A 14,254-nucleotide genomic window follows, 5' to 3' on the forward strand; every position below is an offset into this window, starting at 1 on the left:
ATCCAAGTGCACGCTACGTCACAAGACCAAACGAGAGGCAGGCGCTCAGGCGCGTCTCTTTGCATCGCAGGCAGCATCATGCCCGCCCCCTGCAAGGACACGACGCCCAGGCGACACTCCAACCGCCTCCCTGGTGAAATTAGCGCTATGGAACCACCCGATCCCATCCCGAACTCGGAAGTGAAACGTAGCTGCGCCGATGGTAGTGTGGCCTAAGCCATGCGAGAGTAGGTCATCGCCAGGGTTTATACCCAAAAACCCCGCTGCTCACGCAGCGGGGTTTTTCTTTGTGCGCGGGAAACCGAGGGTAGTGCCGGCCGCTGGCGGGCAACCACGTGCAGCCGCGTGATGTTCATGAGGTTGCCGGCCAGCGGCCGGCACTACCGGGACTCAGCACCCACGCGTAGATGCGGCGCCCAGAGGGTGCCGCATTCTTTGGAGCGCAGCAGCTGGCGGATATGCTTCGCCGCAGTGGCAGGTGCCCCGCCCCTCATCATCGTGTCGCGGGCAGCCTTGAACGGATTGCGTTCGTACCCGTTGAGCCAACGAGAACCCTGTCGCGAACCACGCCCAACAAAAAGGCGGCGCCCTGCGGGCGCCGCCTTTCTTCAAGGGAGCAGGCCTGCGGCTCAGTCGATCAACGCGGCCTCGCGCTGCCGGAACACCGATACCGCCTGGTTCAGTGCACCTGCCTGCGATTGCAGTTCACGTGCCGCCGCAGTGGCTTCTTCCACCAGCGCCGCGTTCTGCTGCGTGGCCTGGTCCATCTGCACCACCGTCTGGTTGATCTGCTCGATACCGGAGGACTGCTCCTGTGACGCCGCCGAGATCTCGCGCATGAGGTGGCTTACGTTCTCCACGCCGCCGACGATGCCCTGCATGCGCTGTCCGGCATCGGCCACCAACTGGGCGCCCTCGCCGACCTGACGTCCTGCCTCGTCGATGAGGACCTTGATCTCCTGGGCCGCCGCCGCCGATCGCTGCGCGAGCACACGGACCTCGCTGGCGACGACCGCGAACCCGCGTCCCTGTTCGCCGGCGCGTGCCGCTTCAACCGCTGCGTTGAGCGCGAGGATGTTGGTCTGGAAGGCAATGCCGTCGATCACGCCGGTAATGTCGCCGATCCGCTTCGACGCGCCTTCGATGGCCTGCATGGTGTCGACCACCCGCTGCATGGCGTGGTTGCCATCACTTGCTGCGCCCTGGGTGGAGGCGGCCAGCTCGCTGGCCTGGCGCGCATGCGCTGCGTTCTGGCGCACGGTGGCGGTCAGCTCCTCCATCGAGGCGGCCGTTTCCTGTAGATGAGCGGCCTGTCGCTCGCTGCGCTCGGACAGCGCGCCGTTGCCGGCGGCGATTTCGCTGGCGGCCGTGCTGATGGTGGTGGCGCAGTGCTGGATGTGGCCGACCATGCGCGCCAGCTGGCCGGCGGTGGCGTTGGCATCGCGCTGGATGGCGGCGAACGCGCCGTGGTACTCGCCCTGCATGCGACGGTCGAGATCGCCGTTGGCCATCGCCGAAAGCATCTGCCGGACTTCGTCGACCGTGCTGCCCAGTGTGTCCAGCAGCTGGTTGATGCCCCCGGTCAGGCCGTCGAGGAAGCTGGCGCCTTCGCTGGCCTGCAGGCGCTGTTCCAGATCACCCTGCGCGGCGGCATCGACAATCCCGGCGACGGCATTCTCCAGCGTCAGTTCGTGGGTACGGTCATGCCATTCCACCGCAAAACCCAGGCGCGCGCCCTGTGCGTCGAACACCGGGGTGACGACCTGGGCGAAGTGCACCGGCCCGATCCGCACCTTGCCGTTGTGTGTCGCCTGCAGCTCATTGAGGATGCCGCGGATGCGGTCAGGGTTGGCATGGAAGCGATGGATGCTGCTGCCGACCAGCCGCTCGGCGTCGAAATCGGGGAAGGCCTGGCGCAGCGTGGCCTGCTGGTTGCGCAGCAGCGCCACCACCGAGCGGTTGACGTAGCGGATGACGTGATCGTTGTCGGCAATCATCATCGCCGTGCGCGAGGCATCCAGTGCCTGGCGGATCTGCGCGTTCTCGGCATGTGCTTCGGCCTCGCGGCCGCGCTGCGCCTGCACATGGCGTGCGGTATCGGCCAGCGCGTGGGCCAGGGAACCGGGTGCGTAGTTGCGTGCATCGCTGTGTGCGCCGAGGTCGGCGCCCGTGGCGATGTCACGTGCCAATGCGGCCAGGCGGTGCGGTCCGTGACCCAGCGCCTCACTCTGATGGCGCAGGCGCGCGGCGGTCTGGCCCAGCACCAGCGTCAGCACCGCCAGGGCCATGGCATTCAACAGCTGCGGCAGGACGGCCGCCCCATCAAGCAACGGCGCCAGCAACGCACCGACACCCACGGCGCCGGCCAGCCACAACGGCATGCGGTCACGCTGGATGAGCAGCACGCCCAGCAGCAGCGCGATGGGCAATGCGGCATTCAATCCGCTGATATGGCAGAGCAGGCTCAACTGCAGTGAAAGCACTACGGCCAGGCCGTTGCGCGCGAGCGCATGGCCGGCCTGGCGCCAGCCCAGCCAGGCGGCTGGCAGTACCGCGGCGGCAACGGCGCTCGCAGCGGGCACCGACGCGCCGCGCACGGCAAGCACAAGGCCGATCGCTGCGAATACCACGCTGCCCAGCAGCAGGCGACGATCGCCTCGCTGGGCCAGCTGTTGCAGATAAGGGACACGGCCCTGGTCGGGCGGGCGGGAGGACGCAATGGACATCGGCAACTCCTGGATCAACGGACGGCAGCGGCCATGCAACGCCCTGCGCGGATGAGCGCAACGACGGCACGGTCGGGGAATTCGGGGAATGCGGCGCAGGCAGCGACGCGGAGGACGGACACCGTGACCACATCCTGTGGATGACGGTGCAGCAGACGGGACATGCGGTCTTCCTTGCAGAACCAGGAACGAGCCGCAGGCACAAAGGGCCTGCGTGCTGTGGACGCAGGGGCCCACTACCGTTCTATCGGCCGCACTGGCGCAGAGTGAAGTGCGCGCGGCCGACGATGGTCAGCGTGCGTTGGCGTTTTCGCTCAGGAACGCATCGATGACGGCGGCAATACGCGCCGGGTGTTCCATGTGCAGGTGATGGTTGCCGGGGAATACCGCCAGGCGGCCATCACGCAGATGCTGCAGGCGCTCGCTGCGCATCGGCTCGGGATAATACGACTGTGCAGGCGTGGCATAGATCACCTGGGTAGGACAGGTGATGGCCTGCAGCAGGTTGTCGATCTGGCCTTCGCTGAGGCGGATCGCGGTGGGCAGCATCAGGCGCGGATCGCTGCACCAGCGATAGCCGCCTTCGACCGGCTCGACACCGCGTTCGACCAGCAGGCGTGCGCAGCCTTCGCTGAGCTGGTTGGTCATCATCCGCGCCCGGATCGGTGCAGCCAGGTCCGGGAACACGCGCAGCTGCTTGCGTGCCAGTGCTCGGGTGGCGTCGACGTGCTCGCGCAGGCGGCTGGCAGTTTCTTCCTCCGGCCCGCGCAGGCCGCCGAGTGCCTCGATGGCGACCAGCCGTTCGATGCGATCACTGACCGCTGCGGCGAGGCTGGCGATGCCGGCACCCATCGAATGGCCGATCAGGGTGAACCGGTCCCAGCCCAGTGCATCGGCGACATCGAGGACATGGGTGATCGCTGCTGGCGTGGTGTACACCGCCCCGATCGGCAGATGCGCGCTGTGGCCGTGCCCGGGCAGATCGATCGCCACCAGGTCCAGGTGCGGCAGATGCGGCGCCAGCGGAACGAAGCTGGCCGCATTGTCGAGCCAGCCGTGCAGGGCCAGCACCCGCGGACCCTCACCCGGCCGGCGCAGGCCGGCGACGCGGACGCCCGCGACCTGCAGCTCAAACGGCTGCAGGCTCATGCCAGCGAGGCCACGGCCAGCCGAGCCAGAGCGCGGGCGTGTTCCGGTGCGGCGTTGAGGCAGGGGATGTAGCGCATCTGTGCGCCGCGCTCGGCCAGTGTTTCGGTGAAGCCCATGGCGACTTCTTCCAGTGTTTCCAGGCAGTCGGTGGCAAACCCGGGGCAGACTACGTCGATCTGCTTCACCCCCGCTTCGGCCAGCTCCCACAGGCTGGGCTCGGCGTAGGGCTGCAGCCAGCGTTCGCGGCCGAAGCGCGACTGGTAACCCATCTGCCAGTCGTCCGCGCCCAGGCCCAGTGCTGCGGCGATCGCGCGCGCACTGGCCTCGCAGCGCTGCGGATAGGGATCGCCGGCATCGGCAAGGCGCTGCGGAATGCCATGGAAGGAGAACATCAGCTTCTGGCCGCGACCCTGCTGCTGCCAGTAGCGCTGGATCGAGCCGGCAACGGCGGCGACCCAGTCCGGATCGATCGAATAGTCCTGCACCAGGCTCACGGTGACCTGTGGGTTCCTGCGCTGCCAGGCATCCACACGATCCTCGACCGAGGCCGTGGTGGTGGTCGAATACTGCGGATACAGCGGCAATACCACGATGCGGCGCACGCCCTCGGTGGCCAGCCGATCCAGTTCGGTGGTGAGCGCCGGTTCGCCGTAGCGCATCGCGTGGCGTACGCGCAGCGTCGGCAGCAACGCTTGCATCGCCTGCGCCAACTGGCGGGTGTGGACCATCAGCGGCGAGCCTTCCGGCAGCCACACCTGGGCGTACTTGGCGGCTGAGCGGCTGCTGCGCAGCGGCAGTATCAGACCGCGCAGCAAGGGCTGCCACAGCAGTGCCGGCAGCGAGACCACGCGCCGGTCGGACAGGAATTCGGCCAGATAACGGCGAACGGCGGGAGCCGTCGGCGTCTCGGGCGTGCCTAGGTTGACCGCCAGTACGGCGGTATCGGGTGCGTCGAGCATGGGCGGTATTGTCGCCGATTCCATCGTCACGTCGGCATGCAGGGTTCGGATGGATGTCATCGATGAGGCCAATATGAGCAGGCAACGCTCATTGGGGATTCATCACAACACTACTAATTTCAGTCACTTGCTATATCTTCCTATGGACTGACTTCTGGAGCCTGCCATGCGTCGCCCGATCCAAGCCCTGCTGATCGCCGCCAGCCTGCTGTCCAGCCAGGCCATGGCCGGACCGCAGGAAGACCAGCGCGCCCGCAACGCGGTGCGTGTACTGGCTGAAATCCAGGGAATCCCTGAACAGGGCATTCCGGACAAATTGCTCGACGAAGGCCGCGCGGTCATCGTCATTCCCGACACGATCAAGGCCGGTCTGGTGATCGGCGGCCGTCGTGGCCACGGCCTGATGTCGGTGCGCATGCCCAATGGTGCGTGGTCCAACCCGGTATTCATCAAGCTCACCGGCGGCAGCATCGGCTTCCAGGCCGGTGTGCAGTCCTCCGACGTTGTGCTGGTGTTCCGCAACGACCGCAGCCTGGACAACCTCGTCAACGGCAAGTTCACCCTCGGCGCCGATGCCGGTGTGGCCGCCGGTCCGGTGGGCCGCAATGCCGCCGCCGCCACCGATGGCCAGCTGAAGGCCGAGATCTGGTCGTGGTCGCGCGCCCGCGGCCTGTTCGCTGGCGTGGCCCTGGATGGTGCGATCCTGCAGATCGACGATGCTGCCAACCTTGACGCCTACGGCAGCAACACCACCCCGCGGATGATCTTCGAGGGCCGCGCGGCTGGCTCGCCTTCAATGGATGTGGTCGCTTTCCGTGATCGCCTGGAAGAGGCCACCTACGCGGCGCGCAACAACCGCAACGGTGGCAATGACGCACCGCGTCCGGCGGCCGCTGCAGCGCCTGCCCCGCAGCCTGTTCAGGCAGCGCCGGCGGCACCTGCTGAAGCGACCACGGCGCCGCTGCAGGCCGTGCCGCAGACCCCGCCGCCGGCCCAGCAGGGTTTCCAGCCGGTCAACGACGGTGAAATCCGCACTGAAACACTGGGCAACAACTGACTTTCGTCACGCGCGCCGGCTAACAGCCGGTGCGCTATGCTCGGCAATCTGATCACTAACGTAACGAGCGACTTATGGGCAGTTTCAGCATCTGGCATTGGTTGGTCGTGCTCGCCATCGTCCTGCTGGTGTTCGGCACCAAGCGCCTGACCAGTGGTGCCAAGGATCTCGGCTCGGCGGTCAAGGAATTCAAGAAGGGCATGCACGACGACGACAAGCCGAACGCGCAGTTGGGCGACGAGTCGCGCAGCCAGGACGCCTCGCGCACCGCGCAGGACGAGCACGACCGCAAGCCGCGTTGATCCGGAGCGGTTGCGGTGTTTGATATCGGCTTCAGCGAACTGCTGGTGATCGCGGTTGTCGCCTTGGTGGTGCTCGGACCTGAGCGCCTGCCCAAGGCGGCCCGCTTCGCCGGGCTGTGGGTACGCCGCGCGCGCAATCAATGGGATTCGGTCAAGCAGGAACTGGAACGCGAACTGCAGGCCGAAGACATCAAGCGGCAGATGCAGGACGTGCGCCAGGGCATGCAGGACACCGAGAACCAGCTGCGTGCCAGCGGCGAAGCCATGCGCCGCGAAGCCGAGCAGATGCAACAGCACAGCGACACGCTGGCGCAGCAGGTGCGTGCACCGGCCCCGGCCGAACAGCCCCCACATCTGGCGGATGCGCCCGAGCCGGGGGTGGGGTCGACTGAAGGTGCAGCCATTACGCCCGCCACCGCTGAAGCTGCGGGCGATGCCGTTGCTGATACCGCGACCGAAACGCCCGCGCGCACGGAGCGCCCGTCATGAGCGAACACGACTTCGGCGAAAGTTCGCTGGTGGAACACCTGGTTGAACTGCGCTCGCGCCTGGTGCGTGCGCTGCTGGGGCTGGGCGTTGTGCTGCTGGGCCTGCTGCCGTTTACCCAGAAGCTCTACAACGCACTGGCCGAGCCGCTGATCTCGCAGTTGCCCAATGGGCAGACGATGATCGCCACCAACCCGGCCGGCGCTTTCTTCGCGCCGTTGAAGCTGACGTTCTTCGTGGCCCTGTTCGTGGCCGTGCCATGGCTGCTGTACCAGCTGTGGGCCTTCGTCGCGCCGGGCCTGTATGCACGCGAGAAGCGCTTGGCGATGCCGTTGCTGGTCTCCTCGGTGCTGCTGTTCTACACCGGCTGCGCCTTTGCCTATTTCCTGGTGCTGCCGGCGGTCTTCCACTTCCTCACCACCTTCAGCCCGGAAGTGATCGCGATCACGCCGGATGCGAATGCCTACCTGGATTTCGTGCTGGCGATCTTCTTCGCCTTCGGCGGCAGCTTCGAGCTGCCGGTGGCGATGGTGATCCTGGTGCTGCTGGGCTGGATCACGCCGCAGCAGTTCAAGGAAGGACGCGGTTACGCGATCGTCGGCATCTTCGTGCTCGCTGCGATCCTGACTCCGCCAGACGTGGTGTCGCAGCTGATGCTGGCGATCCCGATGTGCCTGCTGTACGAACTGGGCATCCACGCCGCGCGCTGGCTGGTGCCGTCTTCGGTGGTCAAGAAGCCTGCGGCCTGATCCCCGGTAGCGCCGGGCCATGCCCGGCGTTCGTGGGGCGAGGTGACATCCATCCGCCGGGCATGGCCCGGCGCTACCGTTGAGCGCCGCTCAAGCGTGGAAGACGTCGTTGGAAGGCGGCGACTGCGGCACCGGCGGTGCGCCGCGGCTGCCGCGATGCACGAACATCTGCTTCCAGGCCGCATAGACGGCGCCGACATACAGCGGCATCAGCACCGTGGTGAACACCAGCTGCGCGATGAAGGCCGCCGCCAGCGGGCCGCCCAGCAGCATGCCGAGCTGGACCACGATCACGAACAGTACATAGACGCAGAACGCGGCGATCAGGCCGAGCACGGTGAACACGGCGGTGGCGCCGATGTTCTCGATGCAGCCCTGCAGGCTCAGGCGCAGCGCGTGCATGCCGCTCTGGCGGTCGAACACCACCAGTGCCGGCTGGGTGAACATCGCCAGGGTCAGCGCCACGGCGGTGCAGAACACCAGCAGCATCCACAGCGCGATGCGCTGCGCGGGCAGGTTGGCGACCAGTTCGGCGGCGGTTTCCGGACTGATCTGCTGCCCGCTGCGGCCGAGTTCCTGCATCTTGGTCATGGTGTCGCTGAAGGCGGTGAAGCCCTCGCGGCCGATCATCAGGTACAGCAGCGCGCCCAGCAGCAGCACGGCCAGCACCTGGATTGCCAGCGGCACCAGCAGGTGGCTGACACGACGGTCGCGGATCGGCTGCAGCAGATGGGTGGCCAGGCCGGGACGGCCCTGGTCGATCTCCCCCATGGCGTACAGCATGCCGCCGAACATCACCGGTGAAATCACCAGCGTCATCATCTGCAGGGCCAGGCCGGCGGTGCCGGGCAGCATCGTTCCCAGCAGGGTGACCACCCAGTTCACCAGCAGCCAGGTCAGGCCGATCCGGGCCAGCTGCAGCGGCGCACGCCGATACAGCGAGAACGTATCCAGCAACCACTGGGCGCCCGCCGAGGCTGGCAGCTTGCGAATCTCTTTCATGGACATCCGGGGAGGGACAGGAGGGGCCGGGCGGTGTGCCCGTGCCGCCGATTATCCCTGTTTTGCCACCGGCTGGGCTGAAGACAGCCGGGCCTGGCGGACAAAGCGCCGCAACAGCTGGCGCGCCAGCGGCGCGGCGCTGACCGCGCGCTCGATGCTGCGCGCGCAACCGCCATGACGGCCGATGCAGTCGGCGCGTGCGCGCACGTAGCCACGCATGTGGTGGGTGGCGAATTCCGGATGGAACTGCACGCCCCAGGCCTGGCGGCCCCAGCGGAAGGCATGGCAGCCATCCAGCGGCGAGCGCGCCAGCACGGCGGCGCCTTCGGGTACGCGCAGCACGGTCTGCAGATGGGTGGCGTGGGCCGCGAAGTGGCTCGGCAGGCCCTGGAACAACGGGTCCTGCGCGGCCTGCGGGTCCAGTGCCAGCTCAATCGTTCCCGATTCGCGCCCGGCGGGGTTGTAGGCCACTTCGCCGCCCAGCGCGTGGGCCAGCAGCTGGTGGCCGTAGCAGATGCCGAACACCGGCACGTCATCGTGCGCGGTCTGCCGCAGCCAGGCGGCACTGCGTTCGCTCCATTCGGCGTGGTCGGTGACGAAGGCGGCCGAGCCGGTTACCAGCACGCCGGCGAACTGGCGTGGATCGGGCAGGTCGGCGCCGTGCTCGACGTCGACCACGACGGTTTCGTGATCTTCCAGGCCGGCGGCGACCCGGATCCAGTGCGGAAAGCGCCCGTAGCGGCGCAACGACGGCACGGGGCGGCCGGTTTCAAGGATCAGGAAGGGCGCTGGATTCATCCGGGGGAGGTAGTACGGACAGGACTTCCTCGATTGTAGTCAGCCCCTGTGCCACCTTTTCAAGCCCGGCCTGGCGCAGGGTTCGCACTCCTTCAGCACGCGCGACACGGTTGAAACCGGCCAGATCCATGTCCGCACGGATCAGCCCGCGCAGGCGCGAGCCCAATGGCAGCAGCTCATACAGCCCGATGCGGCCGAGGAATCCGGTGCGCCGGCACTCCAGGCAACCGACCGGCCGACAGGGCGTGGCGGCATCTGGATATGCAGCTTCGCTATCAGCCAGCACTGCCCAATCGGCCCGGCCGAGGGTGTGCGGCTGCTTGCAGTGCGGGCACAGGGTGCGCACCAGGCGCTGGGCGAGGATGCCGTTGACGGTGGATGACAGCAGGTAATGCGGTACGCCCAGGTCGAGCAGGCGGGTGATGGCCGAGGGTGCGTCGTTGGTGTGCAGGGTGGACAGCACCAGGTGGCCGGTCAGCGAGGCCTGCACCGCCATCTGCGCGGTTTCCAGGTCGCGGATCTCGCCGATCATGATGATGTCCGGGTCCTGCCGCAGCAGGGTGCGCACACCGCTGGCGAAATCCAGGTCGATGTTGGTCTGCACCTGCATCTGGTTGAATTCCGGCGCGATCATCTCGATCGGGTCTTCCACCGTGCATACGTTGACGTCCGGCGTGGCCAGCCGCTTCAGGGTGGAATACAGGGTGGTGGTCTTGCCCGAACCGGTCGGGCCGGTGACCAGCACGATGCCGTGCGGGCGCTCGACCAGGGCGGTCCAGCCGGCCGCTTCCTGCGGGCTGAAGCCGAGCAGGTCGATGCTCTTGAAGGCCGCTTCCGGGTCGAAGATGCGCATCACGCATTTCTCGCCGAAGGCGGTCGGCATGGTCGACAGGCGCATTTCCACTTCACGGCCGCCGGGCGAGCGGGTCTTGATGCGACCATCCTGCGGGCGCCGGCGCTCGGCCAGGTCCATGCGTCCGAGCACCTTGATACGGCTGACCACGGCGGTCATCACCGCCGGTGGCACTTCGAACACCTTGTGCAGCACGCCGTCGATGCGGAAGCGCATGCGGCCCATGTCGCGGCGGGGCTCCAGGTGGATGTCCGAGGCGCGCTGCTCGTAGGCGTACTGCAGCAGCCAGTCGACGATGTGCACGATGTGCTGGTCGTCGGCATTGACGTCGCCGGTGCGGCCCAGTTCCACCAGCTGCTCGAAGCTGGGCAGGGTGGTGTTGGCCTCACCCCGTACGTCGCCACGGGCACCGCGCACCGAGCGGGTGACGCCGAAGAACTCCATGGTGTAGCGGTGCAGGTCCAGCGGATTGACCACCGCCAGTTCGATGCGCAGGCGGGTCAGGTGCTGCAGGTCGCGCAGCCATTCCTGTGCCAGCGGCTCGCTGGTGGCCACCAGCACGCGTTCGCCATCCACCGCCAGCGGCAGGAAGCGATGGCGGCGCGCGTAGGCGTGCGAGGCCACGGCGGTGACCGAGGCGACGTCGACCCGGGTCGGATCGATGCGCAGGTAGCGGCTGCCGGTGCGCTGGGCCAGCCACTCGGTGAGGCGTTCCAGATTGAGGTCGCCGCCGTCGCTGGCGGCCAGCTTGAGGTTGGACAGCAGCACCAGTGGATGCACTTCACTGGCATTGCGGGCGCCCTGTGCGGAAAAACGGATGCGCTCGCGCTCGTGCGCAGCCACCACGCCGTCGGCCAGCAGGGCCGCCGCAACCTGTTCGAACTGCAGGCGACCGGGCGGCAACGGTGCCGCGCCAGGCTCGCCGGGCGTGCCCGTGGGCAGCCGATGTTCCATCCACCTGCTCCTTCCGGGTACGGAATGCCCCGCAGGTCGGCCGTTATACTAGCGCACCCCTTTGCCGGCCAAGACTCGTCCGCATGTCCGCGACCCCGACCGTTCCGATCACCTTCCAGGGCCTGATCCAGACCCTGAACCAGTTCTGGGCCCAGCAGGGCTGCGTGCTCATCCAGCCGCTCGACCTGGAGGTGGGCGCCGGTACCTTCCACCCGGCCACCTTCCTGCGTGCGATCGGTCCGGAAACCTGGAACGCGGCCTACGTGCAGCCGTCGCGGCGCCCGACCGATGGCCGCTACGGCGAGAACCCGAACCGCCTGCAGCGCTACTACCAGTACCAGGTGGCGATGAAGCCGGCACCGGACAACATCCAGCAGCTGTACCTGGATTCGCTGAAGGCGGTGGGCATCGATCCGCTGGTGCACGACCTGCGTTTTGTCGAGGACAACTGGGAATCGCCGACCCTGGGCGCCTGGGGCCTGGGCTGGGAAGTCTGGCTCAACGGCATGGAGGTGACCCAGTTCACCTACTTCCAGCAGGCCGGTGGCCTGGAGTGCCGGCCGGTGCTGGGCGAGATCACCTACGGTCTCGAGCGCCTGTGCATGTACCTGCAGAACTGCGACAACGTCTACGACCTGGTCTGGACCTACGGCCCGGATGGGCAGCCGGTGACCTACGGCGACGTCTACCACCAGAACGAGGTGGAGCAGAGCACCTACAACTTCGAATACGCCGACGTGGAAGAAATGTTCCACCGCTTCGATGCCTGCGAGCGCGAAGCGCAGAAGCTGGTGGAAGTGAACCTGCCGCTGCCGGCCTACGAACAGGTGATGAAGGCCAGCCACACCTTCAACCTGCTCGATGCGCGCCGCGCGATCAGCGTGACCGAACGCCAGCGCTACATCCTGCGCGTGCGCGCGCTGGCCCAGGCGGTGGCCAAGGCCTACTACGAGCAGCGCGAGAAGCTGGGCTTCCCGGGCGCGAAGAAGGCCTGACGGCCCGTTCTCCCATCACGCGTTTCACCTACTACCCCAGGGGCGCCGGCCGCGTCGCGCGCTGCGCCCCCACCACAGGATCGAACCGATGAGCCACTTGTCTCCCCTGCTGATTGAACTGGGCACCGAAGAGTTGCCGGTCAAGGCACTGCCGGGCCTGGCCCAAGCCTTCTTCGACGGTGTTGTCGACGGCCTGCGCAAGCGCGGCGTGGAACTGGAGCTGGGCGATGCACGCCCGCTGTCGACCCCGCGCCGCCTGGCCGTGTTGCTGCCGGGCGTTGGCCTGGAGCAGCCGGAACAGCACAGCGAAGTGCTGGGCCCGTACCTGAACATCGCGCTGGACGCCGAAGGCCAGCCGACCAAGGCGCTGCAGGGGTTCGCGGCCAAGGCCGGGATCGACTGGACCGCGCTGGAAAAGACCACCGACAACAAGGGTGAGCGCTTCGTGCACCGTGCGGTGACCCCGGGCGCGCGCACTGCTGCGCTGCTGCCGGAGATCCTGCGCGAGGCCATCGCCGGCATGCCCATTCCCAAGCCGATGCGCTGGGGCGACCACAGCTGGGGCTTCGCGCGCCCGGTGCACTGGCTGGTGCTGCTGCACGGCGGTGACGTGGTCGAGGCCGAACTGTTCGGCCTGAAGGCCGACCGCATGAGCCGCGGCCACCGCTTCCTGCACGACAAGACCGTGTGGCTGACCCAGCCGCAGGACTATGTGGAATCGCTGCGCGCCGCCTTCGTGCTGGTTGACCCGGCAGAGCGCCGCCAGCGCATCGTCGCCGAGGTGGAAGCCGCTGCAGCCACCGCCGGTGGCAGCGCACGCATCACCGAGGACAACCTGGAGCAGGTGGTGAACCTGGTCGAGTGGCCGTCGGCGGTGCTGTGCAGCTTCGAGCGCGCGTTCCTGGCGGTGCCGCAGGAAGCGCTGATCGAGACGATGGAGATCAACCAGAAGTTCTTCCCGGTGCTGGATGACGGCGGCACGCTGACCGAGAAGTTCATCGGCATCGCCAACATCGAGTCCAAGGACGTGGCCGAAGTGGCCAAGGGCTACGAGCGGGTGATCCGCCCGCGCTTCGCCGATGCCAAGTTCTTCTTCGACGAAGACCTGAAGCAGGGCCTGCAGGCGATGGGCGAGGGCCTGAAGACGGTGACCTACCAGGCCAAGCTGGGCAGCGTGGCCGACAAGGTCGCGCGCGTGGTGACGCTGGCCGAAGTGATTGCGCCGCAGGTCGGCGCCGATCCGCTGCTGGCCAAGCGTGCCGCGCAGCTGGCCAAGAACGACCTGCAGTCGCGCATGGTCAATGAGTTCCCGGAACTGCAGGGCATCGCCGGCCGCCACTACGCGGTGGCCGGTGGCGAGTCGCCGGAGGTGGCGCTGGCCATCGACGAGGCCTACCAGCCGCGCTTCGGTGGTGATGACATCGCGCTGTCGCCGCTGGGCAAGGTGCTGGCGATCGCCGAGCGCGTGGACACCCTGGCCGGCGGTTTCGCCGCGGGCCTGAAGCCGACTGGCAACAAGGACCCGTTCGCCCTGCGCCGCAACGCGCTGGGCCTGGCCCGCACGATCATCGAAAGCGGCTTCGAGCTGGACCTGCGCGCGCTGCTGGCCAGCGCCAACGCCGGGCTGGCCGCGCGCAACGTGCAGGCCGACGTGGCCGAGCTGTACGACTTCATCCTCGACCGCCTGAAGGGCTATTACAGCGACAAGGGCGTGCCGGCCAGCCACTTCAACGCGGTGGCCGAGCTGAAGCCGGCCTCGCTGTACGACTTCGACCGCCGCCTGGACGCGATCGGGATCTTCGCGGCGCTGCCGGAAGCCGAGGCGCTGGCCGCGGCCAACAAGCGCATCCGCAACATCCTGCGCAAGGCCGAAGGCGATATTCCGGGCCAGATCGATGCGGCCCTGCTGCAGGAAGATGCCGAGCGCGCGCTGGCCGAAGCTGTGACTGCCGCCATCGACGATACCGGCGCCAGCCTGCACCAGAAGGACTATGTGGCCGTGTTGGCGCGCCTGGCCCGCCTGCGTCCGCAGGTCGATGCGTTCTTCGACGGGGTGATGGTCAATGCCGAGGATCCGGCACTGCGTGGCAACCGCCTGGCACTGCTGACGATGCTGGGCGAGCGCCTGGGCAAGGTCGCGGCGATCGAGCACCTGTCCAGCTGATCGCCCACGATGGGTAGCGCCGGGCCATGCCCGGCGGCTTTTCTGCAGGCCGCGCTGCGC

The 14,254-nt window shown here is 67.5% G+C and carries 13 protein-coding genes and 1 rRNA gene; 7 read left to right on the top strand and 7 right to left on the bottom strand.

What is annotated here, in order from left to right; translation table 11 throughout:
- Window positions 1-129 precede the first annotated feature (129 nt).
- Window positions 130-244: ribosomal RNA gene (gene rrf, locus M2299_RS10940) — 5S ribosomal RNA — on the top strand.
- Window positions 245-629: 385 nt separating this feature from the next.
- On the opposite strand, the gene M2299_RS10945 is transcribed toward rrf, so the two are convergent.
- The 4 genes from M2299_RS10945 to hemH all read right to left on the bottom strand — a co-directional run bounded on the left by M2299_RS10945 (window position 630) and on the right by hemH (window position 4,834).
- Window positions 630-2,726 carry a methyl-accepting chemotaxis protein gene (locus M2299_RS10945; protein ID WP_280884343.1) on the bottom strand — a complete coding sequence of 699 codons (2,097 nt, stop codon included), beginning with the start codon at window positions 2,724-2,726 and terminating at the stop codon, window positions 630-632.
- 14 nt (window positions 2,727-2,740) lie between these two features.
- Window positions 2,741-2,890: a hypothetical protein gene (locus tag M2299_RS10950; protein WP_165780423.1), complete on the bottom strand. Its 150-nt coding sequence runs from the start codon at window positions 2,888-2,890 to the stop codon at window positions 2,741-2,743.
- Window positions 2,891-3,017: 127 nt separating this feature from the next.
- Window positions 3,018-3,875 carry an alpha/beta hydrolase gene (locus M2299_RS10955; RefSeq protein ID WP_033832562.1) on the bottom strand — a complete coding sequence of 286 codons (858 nt, stop codon included), beginning with the start codon at window positions 3,873-3,875 and terminating at the stop codon, window positions 3,018-3,020.
- Window positions 3,872-4,834: a ferrochelatase gene (hemH, locus tag M2299_RS10960; RefSeq protein WP_033832561.1), complete on the bottom strand. Its 963-nt coding sequence runs from the start codon at window positions 4,832-4,834 to the stop codon at window positions 3,872-3,874. Before hemH ends, M2299_RS10955 begins: the two co-directional genes overlap by 4 nt.
- Before the next feature lie 166 nt (window positions 4,835-5,000).
- Between hemH and M2299_RS10965 the strand changes: the two genes are divergently transcribed.
- The 4 genes from M2299_RS10965 (at window position 5,001) to tatC (ending at window position 7,428) form a co-directional block, all read left to right on the top strand.
- Window positions 5,001-5,891, top strand: a complete 891-nt coding sequence (locus tag M2299_RS10965; RefSeq protein WP_025878761.1) for a YSC84-related protein — start codon at window positions 5,001-5,003, stop codon at window positions 5,889-5,891.
- Between the two features lie 74 nt (window positions 5,892-5,965).
- On the top strand, window positions 5,966-6,193 hold the full coding sequence (gene tatA, locus M2299_RS10970) for a Sec-independent protein translocase subunit TatA (protein WP_025878762.1): 228 nt from the start codon (window positions 5,966-5,968) through the stop codon (window positions 6,191-6,193).
- Window positions 6,194-6,208: 15 nt separating this feature from the next.
- Entirely contained in the window at window positions 6,209-6,682 is a 474-nt protein-coding gene (tatB, locus tag M2299_RS10975; protein ID WP_280884344.1) for a Sec-independent protein translocase protein TatB, read from the top strand.
- Window positions 6,679-7,428 (top strand): twin-arginine translocase subunit TatC, encoded by a 750-nt coding sequence (gene tatC, locus M2299_RS10980; protein ID WP_025878764.1) that lies wholly within the window; start codon window positions 6,679-6,681, stop codon window positions 7,426-7,428. Before tatB ends, tatC begins: the two co-directional genes overlap by 4 nt.
- 90 nt (window positions 7,429-7,518) lie before the next feature.
- Here tatC and M2299_RS10985 read toward each other — a convergent pair whose 3' ends face one another.
- Genes M2299_RS10985 through M2299_RS10995 form a run of 3 tightly spaced genes read right to left on the bottom strand, consistent with a single transcriptional unit; the run spans window position 7,519 to window position 11,035 of the window.
- Complete coding sequence (locus tag M2299_RS10985; protein ID WP_280884345.1) at window positions 7,519-8,430, bottom strand: BPSS1780 family membrane protein; 912 nt, start codon at window positions 8,428-8,430, stop codon at window positions 7,519-7,521.
- 51 nt (window positions 8,431-8,481) lie between these two features.
- Complete coding sequence (locus M2299_RS10990) at window positions 8,482-9,228, bottom strand: glutamine amidotransferase (RefSeq protein WP_099785911.1); 747 nt, start codon at window positions 9,226-9,228, stop codon at window positions 8,482-8,484.
- Complete coding sequence (locus M2299_RS10995) at window positions 9,200-11,035, bottom strand: GspE/PulE family protein (RefSeq protein ID WP_280884346.1); 1,836 nt, start codon at window positions 11,033-11,035, stop codon at window positions 9,200-9,202. Before M2299_RS10995 ends, M2299_RS10990 begins: the two co-directional genes overlap by 29 nt.
- Window positions 11,036-11,118: 83 nt before the next feature.
- Here M2299_RS10995 and glyQ point away from each other — a divergent pair, with 83 nt between their 5' ends.
- Both glyQ and glyS read left to right on the top strand, forming a co-directional pair.
- Complete coding sequence (gene glyQ / locus M2299_RS11000) at window positions 11,119-12,030, top strand: glycine--tRNA ligase subunit alpha (protein ID WP_025878768.1); 912 nt, start codon at window positions 11,119-11,121, stop codon at window positions 12,028-12,030.
- 88 nt (window positions 12,031-12,118) lie between these two features.
- Window positions 12,119-14,194 (top strand): glycine--tRNA ligase subunit beta, encoded by a 2,076-nt coding sequence (gene glyS / locus M2299_RS11005; RefSeq protein WP_280884347.1) that lies wholly within the window; start codon window positions 12,119-12,121, stop codon window positions 14,192-14,194.
- Window positions 14,195-14,254 lie beyond the last annotated feature (60 nt).

It is taken from the genome of Stenotrophomonas sp. 1278 (genome assembly GCF_029892765.1).
Taxonomy (GTDB): domain Bacteria; phylum Pseudomonadota; class Gammaproteobacteria; order Xanthomonadales; family Xanthomonadaceae; genus Stenotrophomonas; species Stenotrophomonas indicatrix.

Coding starts and splice junctions, on each gene's coding strand:
- tatA (WP_025878762.1), top strand. CDS start 5,966: ATGGGCAGTTTCAGCATCTGGCATTGGTTGGTCGTGCTCGCCATCGTC.
- M2299_RS10985 (WP_280884345.1), bottom strand. CDS start 8,430: ATGAAAGAGATTCGCAAGCTGCCAGCCTCGGCGGGCGCCCAGTGGTTG.
- hemH (WP_033832561.1), bottom strand. CDS start 4,834: ATGCTCGACGCACCCGATACCGCCGTACTGGCGGTCAACCTAGGCACG.
- glyQ (WP_025878768.1), top strand. CDS start 11,119: ATGTCCGCGACCCCGACCGTTCCGATCACCTTCCAGGGCCTGATCCAG.
- M2299_RS10990 (WP_099785911.1), bottom strand. CDS start 9,228: ATGAATCCAGCGCCCTTCCTGATCCTTGAAACCGGCCGCCCCGTGCCG.
- tatC (WP_025878764.1), top strand. CDS start 6,679: ATGAGCGAACACGACTTCGGCGAAAGTTCGCTGGTGGAACACCTGGTT.
- glyS (WP_280884347.1), top strand. CDS start 12,119: ATGAGCCACTTGTCTCCCCTGCTGATTGAACTGGGCACCGAAGAGTTG.
- M2299_RS10955 (WP_033832562.1), bottom strand. CDS start 3,875: ATGAGCCTGCAGCCGTTTGAGCTGCAGGTCGCGGGCGTCCGCGTCGCC.
- M2299_RS10950 (WP_165780423.1), bottom strand. CDS start 2,890: ATGTCCCGTCTGCTGCACCGTCATCCACAGGATGTGGTCACGGTGTCC.
- M2299_RS10965 (WP_025878761.1), top strand. CDS start 5,001: ATGCGTCGCCCGATCCAAGCCCTGCTGATCGCCGCCAGCCTGCTGTCC.
- M2299_RS10995 (WP_280884346.1), bottom strand. CDS start 11,035: ATGGAACATCGGCTGCCCACGGGCACGCCCGGCGAGCCTGGCGCGGCA.
- M2299_RS10945 (WP_280884343.1), bottom strand. CDS start 2,726: ATGTCCATTGCGTCCTCCCGCCCGCCCGACCAGGGCCGTGTCCCTTAT.